This window comes from Streptomyces sp. NPDC057099 (assembly GCF_042671245.1).
Taxonomy (GTDB): Bacteria; Actinomycetota; Actinomycetes; order Streptomycetales; family Streptomycetaceae; genus Streptomyces; species Streptomyces purpurascens.
In genome coordinates this window covers 188,377-207,854 of the sequence record NZ_JBHUTX010000004.1, presented here as the reverse complement: position 1 = coordinate 207,854, position 19,478 = coordinate 188,377, and the positions used below count along the sequence as shown (strand labels likewise).

Sequence of the window (19,478 nt, the reverse complement as noted above, 5' to 3'; positions counted from 1 at the left end):
GTCACGGACAGGTCTTCACCTTCCCGGGCACGGGGCGGCACGCGTTCTTCATAAGCTTCGGAGTCACGGGGGCGCGGGCAAGTCCCGAATACCGTTCGCCCGGCCGCCCTTTGCCGCGGAATTCTCGGTAAAGATTGCGCAGCATTTCGATCTCGGTCGGGGTAAGAGAAGAGCCGGAAGAGCCCGGGACTCCGATGAGTCCCGGGCTCTCGTCCGTTTCATGGTCAAAAGGGCGTCAGACCACCTCGACGCCCGGCCGGCCCGCCTCGACCCGCAGCGTCGCCACCGTGCTCGGTGTCGAGGTCGGCTGCCGTACGGTGTCGACCACCCTCACCCGCGCGTCGATGCCGTCACGGCGGACGTCGAAGAGGTGGTAGCCGCGGTGCGCGTCGAGCAGCTTCCAGTGCGGGTTGTCCGGGCGCCGCGGGTCCCACTCCTTGCGGAACGCCTCCTGGTCCTGGTCGCCGTTGCTGGAGATGGACGTGCCGACGAACTCGGCGCCGACGACCGCGGAGTCCGGGTCGGCGTAGTCCTCCCTGAGGTCGCTGATCATCGTCAGGTGCCGGTCGCCGGAGAGCACCACCGGGTTGCGGACCTGCTTGAACTCCTGGAGGAACGCGTTGCGTTCGGCCTGGTAGCCGTCCCAGGCGTCGTAGAACCAGAGCTTGCCCTCGCCGACCTTGAGGTCCGTCTCGGCCATCATGATCTGGGAGGCGATCAGGTTCCAGCGCGCGGGCGAGTCCTTGAGCCCGTCCAGCAGCCACCGCTTCTGCTGCGCGCCCAGCATGGTCAGCGACGGGTCCTGGGCCCCGGCCTGGCTGGTGGCCTGGTCGCTGCGGTACTGCCGGGTGTCCAGGACGTTGAGCCGGGCCAGGCGGCCGAACTCCAGACGGCGGTGCATCCGTATGTGCGGGCCGTCCGGGACGGCGGTGGCACGGACCGGCATGTGCTCGTAGAACGCCTGGTAGGCCGCGGTCAGGCGGGCCACGAACGCGTCGTGCGGCTGCTTGTCGGGGTCCTGCGGGATCTCGCCCGCGAAGTCGTTGTCCACCTCGTGGTCGTCGAAGCTCACCACGAAGGGCGCGTTCGCCTGCATCGCCGCGAGGTCCGGGTCGGTGCGGTACTGGGCGTACCGGTTGCGGTACTGGACGAGGCTGAACGGCTCACCGGTGCCCTCGTGCCGTCGCAGGGCCGTCGCCGAGGGCGTGGACTCGTAGATGTAGTCGCCGACGAACACCACGACGTCGGGGTCCTGATCGAGCATGTCTGCGTATGGCGTGAAATAGCCGTGCTGCCAGTTCTGGCAGGAGGCGAGAGCCATGCGCAGGGAGCCACCGGAGCTGTGGGGGTGGGGCGCGGTGCGGGTGCGGCCGACGGGTGAGAGCTGCCCGCTGGTGCGGAAGCGGTACCAGTACCTGCGGTCCGCGCGCAGCCCGCGTACGTCCACGTGAACGCTGTGCCCGTACTCGGGCCGGGCCTGGGCGGTGCCCCGGCGGACGAGCTTTCTGAACCGGTGGTCCTCCGCGAGCTGCCACTCCACCGGCACCACCCGGTCCGGCATGCCCCCGCCGTTCAGCGGGTCGGGGGCGAGCCTGGTCCACAGCACTATGCCGTCAGGCAGCGGGTCACCTGAGGAGACGCCGAGGCTGAACACACCGTCGGGGAGCGGCGTCTCGGCCGCGCGGGCGGCGGCCGGGAGCCACAACTGGGCGGAGGCGGCGGCGCCGAGCACCGCGGCGCCGGCGGTCAGAAAGCGGCGTCGGTCGGGCGATCCTGCTGTCATCGGCTGACTCCCTTACCTCGCTGGCCACATGGACTCTGGGAAGCTTCACGCTCGCGGGCGACCCGCCCGCTGAACGCCGGGGTTCACGTACATGACAACTAAGCAGACAAAAAGAGACCCGCCGCCAGCACCGGAACAAGCCGTTGCCGGGACGGGTCTGACGGATGATCAGTCGGCGAAGACGCTACCGAGCCGAGCGCCCGTGGGGGTGGTGCCGAGGAGCGTGTTGCCGAAGGTCGTCGTGCCGTTCGGGCTCACGACGGTCGTGGGACCGGACCTGAAGTACCAGACGGACCCGGCCTTGGCGTTCTCCCCCGCCGCGCCGGCGGCCAGGTCGGCCAGGCCGTCGTGGTTCGCGTCGGCGAGGTGCACGGCCGAGCCGAAGGTGTCGCCCTTCTCGGGGGCGCCCGGCACGTTCGGCGTGTCCTGCGTGACGACCTGGGCGCCGGTGCCGGTGAGCCCCTTCGCGCTGCCGCGCAGCACGACGACCGAGCCCGCGTCGGCCACGCCGTCCAGGTCCTCACCGGGCAGCCCGGTCGCCACGTCCGGGTAGCCGTCGCCGTTGACGTCGGCGACCCGGACATCCGTCCCGAAGCCGTCGCCCGCCTCGGCGGCACCCGGCACCCCGGGGCTGTCCTGGTTGAGGTGCGTGGCCTTGGTGCCGTCCGGCCCGTTCGAGGTGCCCGGGATCCAGGTGACCCGGCCGCCCTTGGCGGCGGGGGTGTCGAGGTCGCTGTCGTACCCGGTGACGGCCCTGCCGACCACGATGTCGTCGACGCCGTCCTGGTCGACGTCCCCGATGTCGAGGTTCTCGCCGCCCTGGATCCGGTAGCCGTCGGCGCCCTTCACGGTGGTGTACGGCTTGAGTCCCTGCCGGGAGCCCTGCCAGTACACGACCCGGCGGGCGTCCCACTCGTCGCCGTCGTTCTGGGTGGCGGCGACGTCGGTGACGCCGTCGCCGTTGACGTCGCCGGTGGCCAGGTCGAGGAAGCGGCTGTCGAACTCGTCCGTCACGATCTGCTCGTCGCGGGCCGTGGAGCCGTCCCGGGCGAAGGGTCCGTTCACCACGCGCAGGTTGAACTGGTTCTCCACGGTCACCAGGTCCTCGGCACCGTCGCCGTCGACGTCCCCGACGGTCAGGCGTCCCTGGCGGCCGAGCCCGTCGTGCTCCTTCCCGGTGGCCAATGCGGCACTGCCGGACAGCCCCTGCGGGCCGCCCCACAGGACCTCGACCAGGCCGGAGTCGGTGCCGCCGTCGGCCGTGTCCTCGCCGCCCACACCGACGACCAGGTCCGCGTATCCGTCGCGGTCGAGGTCGGCGGTGCCGAGCGCGCTGCCGAACGCGTCGTCCGTCTCGGCGCTGCCGGGCACGCCGGCCGTGTTCTGGCTGAACACCTGCCTCTTCGTCGTCGTCAGCCCGTTCGCCGTGCCGTAGAGCACGGCGACGTAGCCGGCGCCCTTCTTGCCGCCGACGGTCGCGGCCGGGGCGGCCGTGGCGAGGTCGGCGTAGCCGTCGCCGTTGAAGTCGTCACGCGGACGCTCGGCGTTCGGCGTGGCGCTCGGGGGCGCGGCGTGGGCGGCCGGGACCGCCAGCGCGCCCGTGAGGAGGACGAGGCCGGTGGCCAAGGCGAGCCGGCCGCGGCGGGAACGGAAGCGCGCGCTCATCGGGTGAAGCCCGAGCCGAGGGCGGAGCCGTTCGCGCCCGTGCCGAGGGTGCCCGCGCCGAAGCTGACCGAGCCGGTGGCGGTGGGGGCGTTGACGGGGTTCGGGAACGCCCAGACTCCGCCGTCCCGGTTCTCACCGGTCGCACCGGCGAACAGCTCGGCCCGGCCGTCGCCGTTGACGTCGAGGAGCTTGGTCTCGGCGCCGAAGAAGTCGTTCTGCTCCGCCTCACCCGGGACGTTCTTGGTGTTCTGGCTCATGCTGAAGGCGCCGTTGCCGCTCAGCCCGGACTTGCCGCCGCGCAGGACGGTGACCTGGCCGGCCGCGTACACCTCTCCGATGGCCTCGCTCGCGCTGCCGGTGGAGACGTCCGCGTAGCCGTCCGCGTTGATGTCACCGACGGAGATGCCCCCGCCGAAGCCGTCGGCCCACTCCGCGTCGCCCGGCACACCGGGAGTGTTCTGCGTGATGATCGTCGTACGGGAGGTGTCGGGGCCGTCGGCCGAGCCGTGCACCACACCGATCTGGCCGCCCTTCAGCAGCGGGTCGTCCAGGTCGGTTTCGCCGAAGCCGTCGTTCGAACGGCCGATCACGAGGTCGGCGAACCCGTCCTTGTTCACGTCACCGATGCCGAGGTCCTCGCCGCCGCGCATGCGTGTGCCGTCAGGGTTCTTCAGCTCGACGGGCTTGCTCAGGCCGTCCGGTGTACCGCGCAGATAGACCGCGCGACGGTGCCTGTAGTCGGGGTCGTGCATGTCGTCGTCGCTGACGTCGTGGATGAGCGCGACCAGGTCGGTGACGCCGTCGTGGTCGACGTCGCCCGCGGCCACGTCGTCCGTGACGTACGCGGGTTCCAGGGCGAGGGTGCGGCTGCTCGCGGCGCCGGCGGTGCGGTCGAACGGCCCGGACAGCAGGCGGTTGCCGGTGGCGAGGTCCAGGTGGCCGTCGTTGTCGAAGTCGCCGAGCGCCGGGGTCTTCGAGTCGACCCGGTCCTCCTCGGTGCCGGTCGCGACGGCCGTACCGCCGGACAGACCCTGCTTCCCGCCCCACAGCACGGCGAGTGTGCCGGCGGCCGTGACGTCCCCGACGTCCTCGCTCGGGGCCCCCACGACCAGATCGGCGTAGCCGTCGCCGTCGAGGTCACCTGCGGCGATGCCCTCGCCGTAGTAGTCGTCGGCCTCCGCCGCACCCGGTATGCCCGGGGTGTTCTGGCTGATGACCTGCTTGTGGCCGAGGTCGAGTCCCTTGGCCGAGCCGTACACGACGGCCACGTATCCGGCCCGGGCCTTCCCGTCGACCTTGCCGTGCGAGTCGGCGACCGCCAGGTCCTGGTAGCCGTCGCCGTTGAAGTCGTCGTGGAGCTTCGACGCGGCGGCCGGGGCGGTGACGGCCGCGCCGGCGGCCTGCGCGGCCACCGGGGCGGTGACGGCGGCGGCGACGGCGATCGCCGCCGCGACTCCGATGCCTCGACCGATCCTGCGCTTGCTCGTGGACTGGGGCACGTACGTCAACTCCGTTGATCGCATGGGCAGTTGCTGAGCGGAGAGGAACAAGATCCTCATCCGCTCCGCCCTGTACGACATCCCGGAGAGCGACTTGGTTGCATCAAAGTCGGTCGCGAATTTGCTCTTTGTTAACTCAGAACGGCTCGAAGTCGTCGAACTCCTGCTGCGCCTCGTCCCTCTCGGCCTGCCGGTCCCTACGGCGCTGCGCGGCCGGGCGCTCTCCCTCGAACCGGTGGTCCTCGCCCCGTCGGCCCAGCATCTCCGCACCGGCCGTCAGGGACGGCTCCCAGTCGAAGACGACCGCGTTGTCCTCGGGTCCGATGGCGACGCCGTCGCCGCCCCGGGCACCCGCCTTCACCAGCGCCTCTTCGACACCGAGCCGGTTGAGCCGGTCCGCCAGGTACCCGACCGCCTCGTCGTTGTTGAAGTCGGTCTGCCGCACCCACCGCTCGGGCTTCTCGCCGCGCACCCGGAACAGGCCGTCGGCCTCGCGGGTCACGGTGAAGCCCGTGTCGTCGACGGCCTTGGGCCGGATCACGATCCGGGTGGCCTCGTCCTTCGGCTTCGCGGCCCGGGCCGTGGCCACCAGCTCCGCGAGTGCGAACGACAGCTCCTTCAGCCCCAGGTGCGCCACGGCCGACACCTCGAACACGCGGTAGCCGCGCGCCTCCAGGTCGGGCCGCACCATTTCGGCCAGGTCCTTGCCGTCCGGTACGTCGGTCTTGTTCAGGACGACGATCCGCGGGCGCCGGTCCAGCCCGCCGTACTGCCGCAGCTCCTCCTCGATGACGTCGAGGTCGGAGGCCGGGTCGCGGTCGGACTCCAGCGTGGCGGTGTCCAGGACGTGCACGAGGACACTGCACCGCTCCACGTGCCGCAGGAACTCCAGGCCCAGGCCCTTGCCCTGGCTGGCCCCGGGGATCAGCCCGGGCACGTCGGCGATCGTGTACACGGTCGAGCCGGCCGTGACGACACCGAGGTTCGGCACGAGCGTGGTGAAGGGGTAGTCGGCGATCTTCGGCCGGGCGGCGCTCAGCACCGAGATCAGGGACGACTTGCCGGCGCTCGGATACCCGACGAGCGCCACGTCGGCGACCGTCTTCAGCTCCAGGACGACGTCCCTCAGGTCCCCCGGCTCGCCGAGCAGCGCGAAGCCGGGCGCCTTGCGCCGCGCGGAGGCCAGCGCAGCGTTGCCGAGCCCGCCCCGGCCGCCCTGCGCGGCGATGAAGGACGTGCCGTGCCCGACCAGGTCGGCGAGGACGTTGCCCGCCTTGTCCAGCACCACCGTGCCGTCCGGCACCGCCAGCACCAGGTCCTGCCCGTCCTTGCCGGAGCGGTTGCCGCCCTCGCCGGGCTTGCCGTTGGTGGCCTTGCGGTGCGGGGAGTGGTGGTACTCGAGAAGCGTGGTGATGGACTGGTCGACGGTGAGGATCACGTCCCCGCCGCGACCGCCGTTGCCGCCGTCCGGTCCGCCCAGCGGCTTGAACTTCTCACGGTGGACGGAGGCACAGCCGTGGCCTCCGTTACCCGCGGCGACATGCAGCTCGACGCGGTCCACGAAGGTGGTCATGGGATGTGCCTCCAGTTACGTACGGGGTGTTCTCTGAGAACCAACACGCGAAAGGCGGACCCGCTTCCCGTGAGGGAAGTGAGGTCCGCCTCGCGAAAGTTTCCGGTCAGGCGACCGGAACGATGTTCACGACCTTGCGGCCACGGTGGGTGCCGAACTGCACCGAACCGGCGGCCAGGGCGAACAGCGTGTCGTCGCCGCCACGGCCGACGCCGGAGCCCGGGTGGAAGTGGGTGCCACGCTGACGGACCAGGATCTCACCCGCGTTGACGACCTGACCGCCGAAGCGCTTCACGCCGAGCCGCTGGGCATTGGAGTCGCGACCGTTCCGAGTGGACGATGCGCCCTTCTTGTGTGCCATTTCTCCTCAGTCCCTTACTTCGCAGCCGCGGGGATCTCAGTGACCTTGATCGCCGTGTACTGCTGGCGGTGGCCCTGACGACGGCGGTAGCCGGTCTTGTTCTTGTAGCGCAGAATGTCGATCTTCTGGCCCTTGTGGTGGTCCACGATCTCAGCCTGGACCTTGATGCCGGCCAGCACCCACGGGTCGCTGGTCACGGAGTCGCCGTCGACAACGAGCAGGGTCGAGAGCTCGACCGTGTCGCCAACCTGGGCAGTGGAAATCTTGTCAACCTCAACGATGTCGCCGACAGCAACCTTGTGCTGGCGACCACCGCTGCGCACGATGGCGTACACGCGGAACTCTCTCTCGCTCGGGGAAACGGCACCCCCGCAGGCCAGCCGCCCGACTCAGCGAGCAGCCTCTCCTGGGCGCCCGGCGCCCGGAGGGTGAGGTTTACGGGGATGTGACGCGTCATTCGACACGCCGACGGTCAAGGTTACGGGGCCCCGGCCAAGGGGGTCAAACCGAGGCCGGTCCGCCGCCTGTGCGACCGGTCACGCCGGTCGCACAGGGGCGGGATGTCAGCCCTCGTCGGTGGAGGCCGAGACGGAGGACGCGGACGACACCGTCTGCTCCGCCGCCACGGTCTTCTTCGACGCGGTCTTCTTCGCGGCGGTCTTGGTGGTCGCCGCCTTCTTGGCCGTCGTCTTCTTGGCCGCGGTCTTCTTCGCCGCAGTCTTCTTGGTGGCGGCCTTCTTCGCCGTGGTGGCCTTCTTGGCCGTCTTGCGGGCCGTCTTCTTGGCCGGAGCAGCCTCCTCGGCGGGCGCCTCCGCGGCGACCTCGGCGGCCGGGGCTCCGGCCTCCGACGCCTCCTCCGCTGCCGACGACACGACCACGACGGCCGCCTCCTCGGACGCGGTGGACGCGGTGGGCTTGCGCACGGCGCGGCGCCGCGGACGGGCCGGGGCGGCGCTCTCGGCGGGCACCTCGGCGGCCGGCTCGGGCTGTTCGGCCTGCTCCGGCGCCTCCGTGGCTTCGGACGCGGCGGGTGCGGTCTCGGCGACCGTCACCACGGTCGCCTCCGCCCCCGCCGGGGAACCGGCCGGCGCGGACACCTTGCGCGTCGCCCGCCGACGGCCACGGCCCTTGGGCGCGGCCTCCTCGGCGGCCGGGGCCGCTTCGGCTACGGCGGCCGGGACCTCGACGACCGGGTCCTCGACGGCCATCGGCTCGGCGTGCGCCTCGGCGGCCGGCTCCGGCTGCACCGGACGGGCGACCTCCTCGGCGGCGGTCACGTCCTGAGCCGTCGGCCCCTCGGCCTCGGCCTGCTCGGCCTTGCCCCGGCCCTTCCTGGCCTTCGGCTCCGCCGCCTCACCGCGCGGCGCACCCGCCGGAGCGGACGCCCGCCGGCTCGCCCGGCGCCGCGTACGCCCACGCCCGGCCGCGGCCTCCGCCTCGGCGGCGCTGCTGTACAGCTCCTCGTCGGGCTCGAAGGACGGCTCGGGCAGGGCGATCGGCTCGGCGATCTCGGCACCGACCTCCGCCTCGGTCTCCGCCTCCTGCTCGGCGGTCTCGACGGCGGCCGCCTCGTGCGTGTGCGGCTGGTCGGCACCGGCACGCGCGCGCTTCTTGCGCTTGCCGCCGCCTCCGCCACCGGCGCCGGTCGGCTGCTCCATGTGCACGATGACACCGCGGCCGTTGCAGTGGACGCAGGTCTCGGAGAAGGACTCCAGCAGCCCCTGCCCGACCCGCTTGCGGGTCATCTGCACGAGCCCCAGTGAGGTCACCTCGGCCACCTGGTGCTTGGTCCGGTCCCGGCCCAGGCACTCCAGCAGACGCCGCAGCACCAGGTCCCGGTTGGACTCCAGCACCATGTCGATGAAGTCGATGACGATGATGCCGCCGAGGTCGCGCAGCCGCAGCTGGCGCACGATCTCCTCGGCCGCCTCCAGGTTGTTCCTGGTGACGGTCTCCTCGAGGTTGCCACCCTGACCGGTGAACTTGCCGGTGTTGACGTCGACGACGACCATCGCCTCGGTCCGGTCGATCACCAGCGAGCCGCCGCTGGGCAGCCAGACCTTGCGGTCCAGTGCCTTGGCGAGCTGCTCGTCGATCCGGTACGTGGCGAAGACGTCGACCTCGGAGGTCCACTTCGACAGCCGCTCGGCCAGGTCGGGGGCGACGTGCGAGACGTACCCGTGGATGGTCGACCAGGCGTCGTCACCGCTGACGACGACCTTGGAGAAGTCCTCGTTGAAGATGTCGCGCACGACCCGGACGGTCATGTCCGGCTCGCCGTACAGCAGCGTCGGAGCGTTGCCGCTCTTGGCCTTCTTCTGGATGTCCTCCCACTGCTGCTGCAGCCGCTCGACGTCCCGGCGCAGCTCGTCCTCGCTCGCGCCCTCGGCGGCGGTGCGCACGATGACGCCCGCGTCCTCGGGGACGATCTTCTTGAGGATGGTCTTCAGCCGGGCCCGCTCGGTGTCGGGCAGCTTGCGGCTGATGCCGGTCATCGAGCCCTCGGGGACGTACACGAGGTAACGGCCCGGGAGGGAGACCTGGCTGGTCAGACGCGCGCCCTTGTGTCCGATCGGGTCCTTGGTGACCTGGACGAGCACGGACTGGCCGGACTTCAGGGCGGACTCGATGCGGCGCGGCCCGTTGGCCATGCCCAGTGCCTCGAAGTTGACCTCACCGGCGTACAGCACGGCGTTGCGGCCCTTGCCGATGTCGATGAAGGCGGCCTCCATCGACGGCAGCACGTTCTGGACCTTGCCCAGGTAGACGTTGCCGACGTACGAGGTCGACTGCTCCTTGTTGACGTAGTGCTCGACGAGCACGTTGTCCTCGAGGACGCCGATCTGCGTACGGTCGCCGTGCTGGCGGACGACCATCACGCGCTCGACGGCCTCGCGCCGGGCCAGGAACTCGGCCTCGGTGATGATCGGGACGCGTCGGCGGCCCTGCTCGCGGCCTTCGCGGCGGCGCTGCTTCTTGGCCTCCAGACGGGTCGAGCCCTTGATGGACTGCACCTCGTCGGACGGCTCCGCACCCTTTTCCCGCGCGGGACGGGGCTCGCGGACCTTGACGACCGTGCGCTCCGGGTCGTCCTCGGAGGTCTCGGACTCGGTGCCGCTGTCACCGGCACGGCGACGGCGGCGACGGCGCCGGCGGCTGCTGCTGGAGCCGCCCCCGCCGGACGACTCGTCACGGTCGGCGGCCTCGTCGGACTCCTCGTCCTCCTCGGCCGTGTCCTCGGCGTCCTGTGCTGCGGCGCCCTGCTCGGACTCGTCGTCCGCGGACTCGTCGGAGTCGGCCGAGTCGCCACGCCGACGGCGGCGACCGCCCCGGCGACGGCGGCGGCGCGAGCCGCTCCCCTCGGACTCCTCCTGCTCGTCGCCGTCGGCGGAGTCCTCGGCGTCCTCGGACTCGTCGTCGGCGCTCTGCGCGGCAGCGGCCTCGGCGGCCGGGGCCTCGGGCTCGTCTGCGGCACCCCGGCGGCGACGCCGGCGGCGCGAACCGCCGGACTGCTCCTCGCGAGGGGCCTCGGCGGACGCGGACTCCTCCGTCTCCTCGGGCTCCTCCGTCACGGCCGCCTCGGCGGCGGCAGCGGCGGCGGCCCGCTCCGGCGTCTGGAACTGGGGCTCGGTGAACACGGGCGCCTGGAACACGGCGACGGCCGGACGCGCGGGGCGCGCGGCCGACTCGCTCTCACCGGCGGCCGTGTCCGTGGCCGCGGCGGCGGACTTCGAGGACCTGGCGGACCTGGAGGTCTGGGCAGGCTCGGCGAAACCGCCGGCGGCCCTGCGGGCGACCCGACGACGACGCCGCGGGGCAGCGTCCTCGGTGGCCTCGGCGGCCTCGGCGGGTTCCGCGGCAGGGGTGGCCTCGGCGGGGGCCTCGGGCGCGGGCGCGGCCTCGGAGGCGGGTGCCTCGGTGGCGCGGGTGGGCTCGGTGGCGGGGTTCTCGGTCACAGGTGCCTTCGCCTCCTCGGCGTTGCCTTCCGGCGCACCGGCGGGCGCGGACGCCCGCCGCGAGGCACGGCGACGGGTCCGACGCGGGGCGGCGTCCTCGGAGACCTCGGCGGATGCGGTGGTCTCGGCGGATGTGGTGGCCTCGGCCTCTTCGGCGGGTCCGTCGGTCACGACCGCCGGCGCCGTCTCGGGCGTCTCCGCCGGAGCCGCAGCAGGCGAGGTCACCGTGCGCGTCGCACGACGCCGGGTCCGCCGGGGAGCGGCGTCCTCGGACACCGCGGCGGAGGCGGCGGGGGTGGAGACCTCGGCCTGCTCCGACGCCTCGGAGCCGGCCGGAGCGGCGGCGGTCACCGGGACGACGGTCTCGGCGGCCTCCGTGGCCTCCGGAGTCCCGGCGGGTGCGGACGCGCGACGGACCGCGCGGCGCCGCTTGCGAGCGGCGGGCGCGGCCTCTTCGGCGCTCTCGGTGGCTTCGGGGGCCTCGGCGGCCTGCGCGGCCTCGGACGTCTCGTCCGTCTCCGCGGCGGCCTCCTCGGCTTCCACAGCCTCGGCGAGTTCCTCGGGATCGGCGGCCGGTATGGCCGGCGCGACGGTCTCCACCGGGGCGTCGGAGGTGCCGCCGACGGGGGGACCCGCCGGGCGGGACGCGGCACGGCGCCGCCGGCGAGGCGGCAGGGTGTCGCTGGGGGTGTTCTGTTCGGAGCCCGTTGAGGACTCTGCGGTCTCGGTCGGTTCGAGCATGCGGGCTTTTCTCCCGTCAGGCTCCCGGGCGCCGCACCTGGTCCGGCGATGCCGGTGACGTCCGCGGCTCGCGCTGTGCGCGTCGCCGCCGTCCGGGGCGCGGGCGCCGCACGGGAGCTCTCCGTGTCCTGTCTCGCCGGTTCCGTACGCCGAATGCGTACGGCCTGGCGAAAGTCTGCTGGTCGGTACGCTGCCCGACCCAGGTGGCTCCCGAGTCCGAGGGCGGCGCTACGACGTCCGTCCCTTCGCGGAACCTTCCTTACGCCGGCGCCGTCGCGGCGGCAGTCGGTTCGGCCGTTGAGTGGGCCTCCGCTGCCTCGCGGTCGGGCGCGAGCGGGTCGGTCACCGTGCCGGTCTCTTCATCGAACAGCCCCTGCGCCAGCCTGGTCACCGCTGCGGGGACCGGCGGCGCCAGGTCGGCCACGGCGCGAAGACCGGACAGGACGTCGTCGGGTCGTACGGCAGGCGTCACGTGCCGAACAACCAGCCGCAGTATCGCACAGGGCTGGTCGGTCGGCCTATCAGCCTGCGAACTGTGCGTTTCCGTGAGGTCCGGGATCTCCAGGCTCACCACGGCCGCGCGGGCGTCGAAGGTGCGGATGCCGTTCTTGGCTTGGCGCTGGACCTCGACGGTCTCGGCCGCGGTGAAGGCGTCCGCCGCGCGGCGGGCCTCCTCCGGCGGCACACCGTCCAGCCGCAGCTCCCATACGGAAGCCGTCAGCCGGTCGGCGAGTCCCGAGGTCCGGGCCTCGACCGCCTCGACGATGTCGAGCCCGGTGGGCATCGACGCGTCGAGAAGGGCCCTGAGCTGCTCCGGATCACGCGATGCGGTGAGCGCGATCTCCAGGAATTCCGCCTCACTGCCCGTGCCGGTGGGTGCGGCATTGGCGTACGACACCTTCGGGTGCGGTGTGAAGCCCGCCGAGTAGGCCATCGGCACCTCGGCACGGCGCAACGCACGCTCGAAGGCGCGCTGGAAGTCACGGTGGCTGGTGAACCGGAGGCGGCCGCGCTTGGTGTAGCGCAGTCGGATGCGCTGCACCGCGGGTGCGGGCGGCGGGCCTTCGGGCTGTCGCTTGCCCAGTGTCGTTCAGTCCTTCGTGAGAGCGGTCGTACTGCTACCAAGAGTACGTGTCCCGCGCCCCGAAGGTTCCCCGCGGTCGACGGGCCGGGGCCGCTGCGGCTCACCGAAGAGCATCCGCCGGAAGTCGGCACGGGCCTGCCGTACGGACTCCCGGGCGGTGGCCAGGGCCTGCCGGGTGGCGCGCCCCACGCTGCGGGCGGCGTCGGCGGCGGGCCGCAGGACGGTGTCCCGCACGACGTGTCCGACCGGTGTCAGCACACTGCGGTACACCCACCGCACCGGCTCGACGAAGATCCACCGGAAGAGGGTGCCGAGGAATCGCCCGACGGCGAGCGAGAGGTGCCCGGCGACGCGCCACGCGTGCCCGAGGGCGTCACCGATCTCCCGTCCGATGACGGCGAGGACCCTGCCGACGGGGGCGAGAACCCAGCGCCAGAGCGCGAGCGCGGGCAGGACGAGCAGGATCCGGGTGATCCAGTAGAGGACCATTCCGATGCCGGTGACGATCGCGCTCACCAGCCACACCAGCCCCCTGCCGCACCAGGCGATCGCACGCCCGACGGGTGCGAGCACCCAGGTGTGGAGCCACAGGGCGGGGACGACGACGAGGTACCGCGCGAGCCAGGCCAGGGCCGTGTACACCCCGATCCCGGTCGCGGCGAGCACGGCGCCGAGCCCCTTGAGCACCCACATCACGGCCCGCCCGACCGGCGCGAGCAGGTACGCGTACACCCAGCCGAGCGCGGCCCCGACGCCCTTGGCGACCCACACGACCGCGTGCCCCACCGGTGTCAGCACGAACCGGTACAGCCACCCCAGCGGCACGACCACGAGCACGTACCCGAGCCACCCGAGGGCCTTGCCCACCGGCACGACGACGTACCGCCACAGCCCCACGAACGGCCAGACGAACACCGCCCGCCCGAGCCACAGCAACGCCCGCCCCACCGGCCGGAACAGCGCGTCGTTCAGGAACCGCCCGGCCACGACGAGCGCGTCCCACACCATCCGCACGGGGACGACCAGCACGAGCACGATGATCCGCACGGGAATCCGGATCGCGACGGCGAGACACCCCTCGGGCGCGGCGCCCCCACGCACGGGTGGCGCGGTCGGTTCGGGCACCCTCTTGCGCAGGTCGACCCGCGCCTCGGAACCCTCGCGGGCCGGCTTCTCCACATCCATACCGTCGAAGACGCCTCAGCGTCCCGTTCGGATCCCCCGTTCCCGCTCCTTCAGCCGTCCACGCCGTCGGACTCCCAGCGCAGCAGGTCCCCCGGCTGGCATTCCAGTACTTCGCAGAGCGCGGCGAGGGTCGAGAAGCGGACCGCCTTGGCGCGGCCGTTCTTGAGGACCGCCAGGTTGGCGGGGGTGATGCCGACGCGTTCCGCGAGCTCGCCCACGGACATCTTCCGTTTGGCCAGCATCACGTCGATGTCGACGGCGATCGGCATCAGATGACCTCTTCCAACTCGGCCCGCATCCGGGCCGCTTCGATATCGCGTGCGACGGCCTGCGCGAGCAGCATGCGCAGCACGAGCACGACCAGCGCGACGCCCGGCACGGCCACGACGCCCCCGCACAGCAGCAGGACCACCCTGGGAGCGACGGCCTCGCCGGGCGCGAGGACGACCGCGAGGGCGAAGACCAGCAGGGCGGCCGCCACGAACGCGCCGATCACGATGTGCACGTACCGGAAGGCGGCGGTGGAGAACACCGTCCCGCGGCGCACCATCGTCACCAGCCGCCACACACAGACCACAACGACCTGGGCCGTCACGATACCGAGGATCGTGATCACGAGGATCGGGGTGCGGAGGTACGCGTGATCCGGGTTCAGGCCGTCCAGATCGACGGCCAGCTTCCCCATCACCACTCCTTCGATCGAACCACGATGAAAATCTATCGAAATTCGATAGGCCGCGCAAGTGGGCAGGAAGTGGGGAGCCCTCCCCGGGGAAACATGGCACGGTGGGCAGAGAGCACGCCGAGGCGACGACCGAGGGAGAAGCACCGTGGAATGGCGCGTGTTCGCGCAGGAGATGGCTTTCATGGCGCGGGACCTGCTCGCTCAGCAGTCCGTCGATGCCACCCTCGAGCACATCACCGACTCGGCCACGAAGCTCGTGGCGGGATGCGACGCGGCCGGCATCCTGCTCCTGCACGGCAAACGGGTGGAGACGCTGGCTCCCACGTCCGATCTGGTCGTCAAGAGCGATCAGTTGCAGGAACGCCTGGCGGAGGGCCCCTGCTTCGACGCGGCCCGCAGCGACACCGCGGAGCGGATCTACCGCATCACCGACTTCACCGACGAGCAGCCGCGCTGGCCCGCGTACGCCGAGCAGGCCCGTGACCTGGGCGTGGGCAGCATGATGGGCTTCCTGCTCTACACCGAGGACGAGGATCTCGGCGCCCTCAACCTCTACTCCGGCCGCCCGGGAGCCTTCACGGAGGACAGCGAGACGGCGGGCTGGCTGCTGGCCTCGCACGCCGCCGTCGCCTTCTCCAGCGCCCGCAGCCACGCCCAGCTGGAGCAGGCCGTCGCCACCCGTCACGTCATCGGCGAGGCCATGGGCATCCTCATGGGCAGCCACCACCTCACAGAGAAGGAGGCCTTCGACGTGCTGCGCCGCTTCTCCCAGGAGAAGAACATCAAGCTCCGCGAGGTCGCCCGGCGGGTCTGCGAACAGGGCCGCCTCGCCTGACGGCTCCCCCAGCACATGGCTGAACTGGGGGAACCTGGGCCGAGCCGGTCCCCCGGGGGAACGTCACCGACCCCGCTTACTGAGCGGGTCCCCCGGAGGAGCGACCTCACCCCTCGGTCCGCTCAGTCTTCTCGCGCGTACGGCACGACGGTGATCCGGTCGATCAGCGGCGCGTAGCGGGAGCGGAGCAGCACCCCGGGGAAGGTGTCCGAGGCGTAGGTGGTGCCGTCGTAGTTCGGCAGTTCCTCGGAGCGGAAGCCGATCGTGTTCTTCCCCTTCCTGAGCTGGACCGGGACGGTCAGCTCCCAGAAGTTGTTCTGGTGGAAGCTGTGCGGGAAGCCGACGCGCCGCGGCGGGCCGCCGTTGACGCTGATGTCGGCGTGGCGGGCGAGCGGGTCCGGGTTGTAGTGCGTGGCCTCGGACTGCTCCGGGTTGGAGTAGCGGACGCGCAGCGCGTACAGGCCGGCCCGGTCGGCCGTGGCGGTGAACGTCGCGGTGTTGCCGTTGCCGGGCTCGCCGCCGATGCCGTTGATCGCCGTGCCGTCGGTGGCCAGGGAGAGCGGGGTGAGCGTGGCCGAGCCCGCGAGCTCGGCGTCCCCGGCCTCGTAGGTGCGCGTCGGCAGCTTGCCCTCGCTCGGTGTGACCGTCAGACGGTCGAGGAGGGTCGTGGCCCGGCCGCCGGTCACGGTCACCTTGTTGACGCCGCCCGAGAGGGACACGGCCACGCTGCTCCGCTTCCCGGCCAGGCGCAGCACGTCGTGCCCGTTGACGGAGAGCCGGGCGCCGGTGCCGCCGAGGGTGTCGGCCCTGAGGGTGGCCTCGCGGTCGGCGGGTGAGTAGACCCAGAACGTGGCCGTCTGGCCCTTCGCGAGCCGGAGCGCGCCCGCACCCGACTGCGTCGGCAGGTCGTGGACGGGCCGCGCCCCGCCGGCCGGCCAGGCCAGCTCGCCCTCGTACACCTGGGTGCGGGCCGAGGCGTCCGGCAGAGACAGGGTGAGGCGGTCGACGATGGCGTCACCCTTGGTGGCGCGCTTGCCGTCGAGGCTCTTCGCGGCGAGCGTCAGGGTGTGCCTGCCCTTGGTGAGCTTCACCTGGGTGTCGGTGTGGTCCCAGACCACCCATTTGTAGCCGAGCGGCAGGTGCAGTTCCCGCTCGCTGTCCGCCTTGCCGTCCACGCGCAGGAAGACATTGGTCGGGCCCTGCTCCTTCACCTTGTCGAAGGTGTTGAGGGAGTTGGCGAAGACGCTCAGGTCGTAGGTGCCGTCCTCGGGCACGTCCACGGTGAAGTCCAGCGTGACGTCCGAGCCGGTGCGCAGACCGCCCACGTCGTAGCCGCCGGAGGTGTAGAACTTCGACACGTCGCGGGGCGAGCCCTCCGGGCCGTTCCTGGACCAGCCGGACCCGGTGTGGGCGGCGTCCTCCGCCTCGTACGAACCCTGCCAGCGCACAGGCGGGGACTGGGTGCTCCTGGCCTTCCCGGCCGGGCTGAGGACGATCTCGTAGGCCGAGGACTCCTTCAGCTTCGGCAGCGCGCCGTCGCCGAAGTCGACCACCACCGTGCCGTCGTCAGCGACCGTCAGGTTCTGCTCCGCGAGCAGCTTCGGGCCGGAGTTGTCGCCCACCTGCCCGCTCCAGTCGATCTCCTTCACCCAGGCGTGCACGCGGTCGCCGAACAGCTTCTTCGGAACGCCCGCGAAGGTGATGTGCCCCTTGCCGGTGGAGCCGCCGAAGATCAGCCGGGACTGCTTCTTCTTCTCGTCGAGCGTGGCAACGCCCTGCATGGTGTAGTTCTCGCCCGGGAACGGCGGGGTCACCTTCACCGTGTGCCCGCTCATCGAGGCGTACGAGTTGAGCAGCCACCACTGGCCGTTGCCGCGGTTCGACTGCACCGCGGAATCGGAGAGGTTGCCGTCGATGTTCCAGTACGCGATGTCGGCGTCGACCTTGGACTCCTCGATCGCGGACACCCACTGGATCATCTGGCCGGGCACCGAGGTGTGGTAGTTGAAGGCGTACTCGTTGATGTTGACGGGCAGTTCGGTGCCCGCCTTGTCCGTGCCCTTGAACAGGTCCTTCTCCCACGCCCGGTACTTGGCGACGCTCGCCCGCACCGCCTCCGGGTGGCTCAGCTCGTGCCAGGTGATGACGTCCGGCAGGGTGCCGGCGGCCAGGGTGTGGGTGAGGAAGCCCTTCACCTGGTCGTACAGGACGCTGGTGTTGGGGCCGGCGATACGGGCCTCGGGCATCTTGCCCTTGATGAGCTGGTAGAAGTCGTCCCAGGCGGCGAAGAAGTCGTCGGGGTCGTCGAGCCAGCTGACCTTGTCGTAGCTCCACTCGCCGGTGCCGAACATGTTGCCCTCGGGCTCGTTGAACGGCACGAAGACGACGTTGTCCTGGTACTGCTTCGGCAGCTTGAGAACCTGGTCGACCTGCTGGGCGACCTTCTCCCTGTAGAGCTTCAGCTTCTCCTCGGGCGTGTCGCCCGGCCACTGGTACGGGAAGCCGCGGTGGATGTCGGTCATGTAGATGTACACATCGCCGTCGGTGGAGTCGGCCAGCGGCTTGACCACCTCCAGCGCGTCGGCACCGGGGTGCTGCGGGCCGTCCTGCGCCTTGGTGGAGACCGTGCGCAGGCCCATGCCCTCCATGAGGTTGTTGGTGGGGACGTCCGGTCCGTACACGCCGTAGAGGGTGCCGGAGGCGCCGCCGTGGAACGCGCCGGTGTCCGAGGCGAGGTCGACGGTGAGCTGCCCCTCGCGGACCACGGTGACGGTGGCCTTCACCGCGCGTCCGGCCGCGGTCCCGGCCACCGTGAAGGTGCCCGGCTTCGCGTACTTCTCGGACGGTACGGCGTCCCAGGTGACCGGTGTGTCCCGGTCGTAGCCGTCGGAGAAGGAGGCGCGGGCGGCGGGCGGGAGGGACGGGGCGGTCCCGGTGGTGGTACGGACCTCGAAGGACGTCTTCGAGAGCTCCTGGACGGTCGGCACGGCACCGACCGTACCGGCCACCTGCTCGGCGCTCAGCGCCGCGTGCCACACGGTGAAGTCGTCGATCGCGCCCTTGAGCAGCGGGTCCGGGTAGAGGGACTTGCCGATGTAGCCGGCGGCGGTGGCCGAACGCTCCAGCAGGTCCTTGGCCTTGATGCCGGTCCCGGCGGAGGAGACCGCCACGCCGTCGAGGTAGGTGGTGAGCCGGCCCGCGGAGGTGTCGAGGGTGACGGTCACCGTCCGCCACTCGTCCGCGGGGAGCGGCGCGTAGCCGCGCACCTGTGCCTCCGCGCCCCCGCCGCCGGTGGTCACGGAGGTCTGGAACAGCCCGCTGCCGTTGTACGGGGTGCTGAAGAGGTACTTGGTGGTGTCGGTGCCCAGATCGAAGATCCGCTGCCAGGGCGACGTGCCGCCGCTCCACTTCACGCGCGCGGAGACCGTCAGGTCGGCCGCGTCACCGACCACTTCGCGGGGCAGGCGGACGTACGCGCCGCTGGAGTCGGCCGCACCGCCGGGCAGGGCGAGGGCCTTGCCCCCGGCCGTGCCCTCGACGGACCGGGCGGTGGAGGCGTTCACCAGGTCTGCCGTCAGGCCGTTGCCGGAACTGTCGGCGATCTTCCCGGCGGCCATGTCGTCCTGGTCGAAGGTGTATCGGGCGGCGGGCCGGGGTGGCTCCGCCGCGTGCGCGGGGACGGCCGGTGCGGCCAGCAGGCCCGCACCGACGGTCAGGGCCACGGCGGCCGGGGCCCGGCGCCGCCTGGATCTGTCAGCGGATGGCATGGGTGGCATGGATGGCGTCCTCAATCGTCGGGGATCGTCGAACCGGTTCGATTCGGGCGGCAGGCGGAGACGCGAGGTGGGTGACGTTGGTGGGCTCGGGGAGGGGAGGGCAAGCCCGGGAAACGGGATCGCCATGTCGAACCGGTTCGGGAAGCTAGCACCGGTACCCCGGGCCAGCAATCCCTTCGACACCGGGATCTTGTCGGCTTTCGCGCCCGGCCTGCGAAGTTCGATCCGGGTATTGACAGGCGTCCGGGCAGTTCCTACGTTCCCTCCATGCGAACCGGTTCGACGACGACCCGGTCAGCGTCGAACCGGTTCGAGCACCTTCGAGCAAGGAGTGG

The 19,478-nt window shown here is 71.6% G+C and carries 13 protein-coding genes; 1 reads left to right on the top strand and 12 read right to left on the bottom strand.

The window, feature by feature from the left end; translation table 11 throughout:
- Nucleotides 1-235: 235 nt before the first annotated feature.
- From ACFT4A_RS07715 to ACFT4A_RS07665, 11 genes are all read right to left on the bottom strand, one after another.
- Complete coding sequence (locus tag ACFT4A_RS07715; RefSeq protein WP_382826892.1) at nucleotides 236-1,783, bottom strand: alkaline phosphatase D family protein; 1,548 nt, start codon at nucleotides 1,781-1,783, stop codon at nucleotides 236-238.
- A 168-nt stretch (nucleotides 1,784-1,951) separates the two neighbouring features.
- Nucleotides 1,952-3,448, bottom strand: coding sequence for an FG-GAP repeat protein (locus ACFT4A_RS07710; RefSeq protein ID WP_382826890.1), 1,497 nt, complete (start codon nucleotides 3,446-3,448; stop codon nucleotides 1,952-1,954).
- Nucleotides 3,445-4,947 (bottom strand): FG-GAP repeat protein, encoded by a 1,503-nt coding sequence (locus tag ACFT4A_RS07705; RefSeq protein WP_382826888.1) that lies wholly within the window; start codon nucleotides 4,945-4,947, stop codon nucleotides 3,445-3,447. The genes ACFT4A_RS07710 and ACFT4A_RS07705 overlap by 4 nt, the downstream gene beginning before the upstream one ends.
- 136 nt (nucleotides 4,948-5,083) lie before the next feature.
- Complete coding sequence (obgE, locus tag ACFT4A_RS07700) at nucleotides 5,084-6,520, bottom strand: GTPase ObgE (protein WP_382826886.1); 1,437 nt, start codon at nucleotides 6,518-6,520, stop codon at nucleotides 5,084-5,086.
- Between the two features lie 106 nt (nucleotides 6,521-6,626).
- Nucleotides 6,627-6,881 (bottom strand): 50S ribosomal protein L27, encoded by a 255-nt coding sequence (rpmA, locus tag ACFT4A_RS07695; RefSeq protein WP_031130899.1) that lies wholly within the window; start codon nucleotides 6,879-6,881, stop codon nucleotides 6,627-6,629.
- Nucleotides 6,882-6,895: 14 nt separating this feature from the next.
- On the bottom strand, nucleotides 6,896-7,216 hold the full coding sequence (gene rplU / locus ACFT4A_RS07690; RefSeq protein ID WP_382826884.1) for a 50S ribosomal protein L21: 321 nt from the start codon (nucleotides 7,214-7,216) through the stop codon (nucleotides 6,896-6,898).
- Between the two features lie 228 nt (nucleotides 7,217-7,444).
- A complete protein-coding gene (locus ACFT4A_RS07685) occupies nucleotides 7,445-11,578 on the bottom strand; it encodes an Rne/Rng family ribonuclease (RefSeq protein ID WP_382826883.1) in 4,134 nt (1,377 codons plus the stop codon).
- A gap of 259 nt (nucleotides 11,579-11,837) precedes the next feature.
- A complete protein-coding gene (locus ACFT4A_RS07680) occupies nucleotides 11,838-12,620 on the bottom strand; it encodes a TIGR03936 family radical SAM-associated protein (protein ID WP_382826881.1) in 783 nt (260 codons plus the stop codon).
- Between the two features lie 48 nt (nucleotides 12,621-12,668).
- Nucleotides 12,669-13,847 carry a hypothetical protein gene (locus ACFT4A_RS07675; protein WP_382826879.1) on the bottom strand — a complete coding sequence of 393 codons (1,179 nt, stop codon included), beginning with the start codon at nucleotides 13,845-13,847 and terminating at the stop codon, nucleotides 12,669-12,671.
- 50 nt (nucleotides 13,848-13,897) lie between these two features.
- A complete protein-coding gene (locus ACFT4A_RS07670) occupies nucleotides 13,898-14,116 on the bottom strand; it encodes a helix-turn-helix domain-containing protein (RefSeq protein WP_382826877.1) in 219 nt (72 codons plus the stop codon).
- The gene (locus tag ACFT4A_RS07665; protein WP_382826876.1) at nucleotides 14,116-14,532 is read right to left on the bottom strand and encodes a DUF2975 domain-containing protein; all 417 of its coding nucleotides are present in this window, start codon (nucleotides 14,530-14,532) and stop codon (nucleotides 14,116-14,118) included. The genes ACFT4A_RS07670 and ACFT4A_RS07665 overlap by 1 nt, the downstream gene beginning before the upstream one ends.
- A 145-nt stretch (nucleotides 14,533-14,677) precedes the next feature.
- Here ACFT4A_RS07665 and ACFT4A_RS07660 point away from each other — a divergent pair, with 145 nt between their 5' ends.
- Entirely contained in the window at nucleotides 14,678-15,367 is a 690-nt protein-coding gene (locus ACFT4A_RS07660; RefSeq protein WP_382826875.1) for a GAF and ANTAR domain-containing protein, read from the top strand.
- Between the two features lie 122 nt (nucleotides 15,368-15,489).
- Here ACFT4A_RS07660 and ACFT4A_RS07655 read toward each other — a convergent pair whose 3' ends face one another.
- A complete protein-coding gene (locus ACFT4A_RS07655; protein ID WP_382826873.1) occupies nucleotides 15,490-19,134 on the bottom strand; it encodes a LamG-like jellyroll fold domain-containing protein in 3,645 nt (1,214 codons plus the stop codon).
- Nucleotides 19,135-19,478 lie beyond the last annotated feature (344 nt).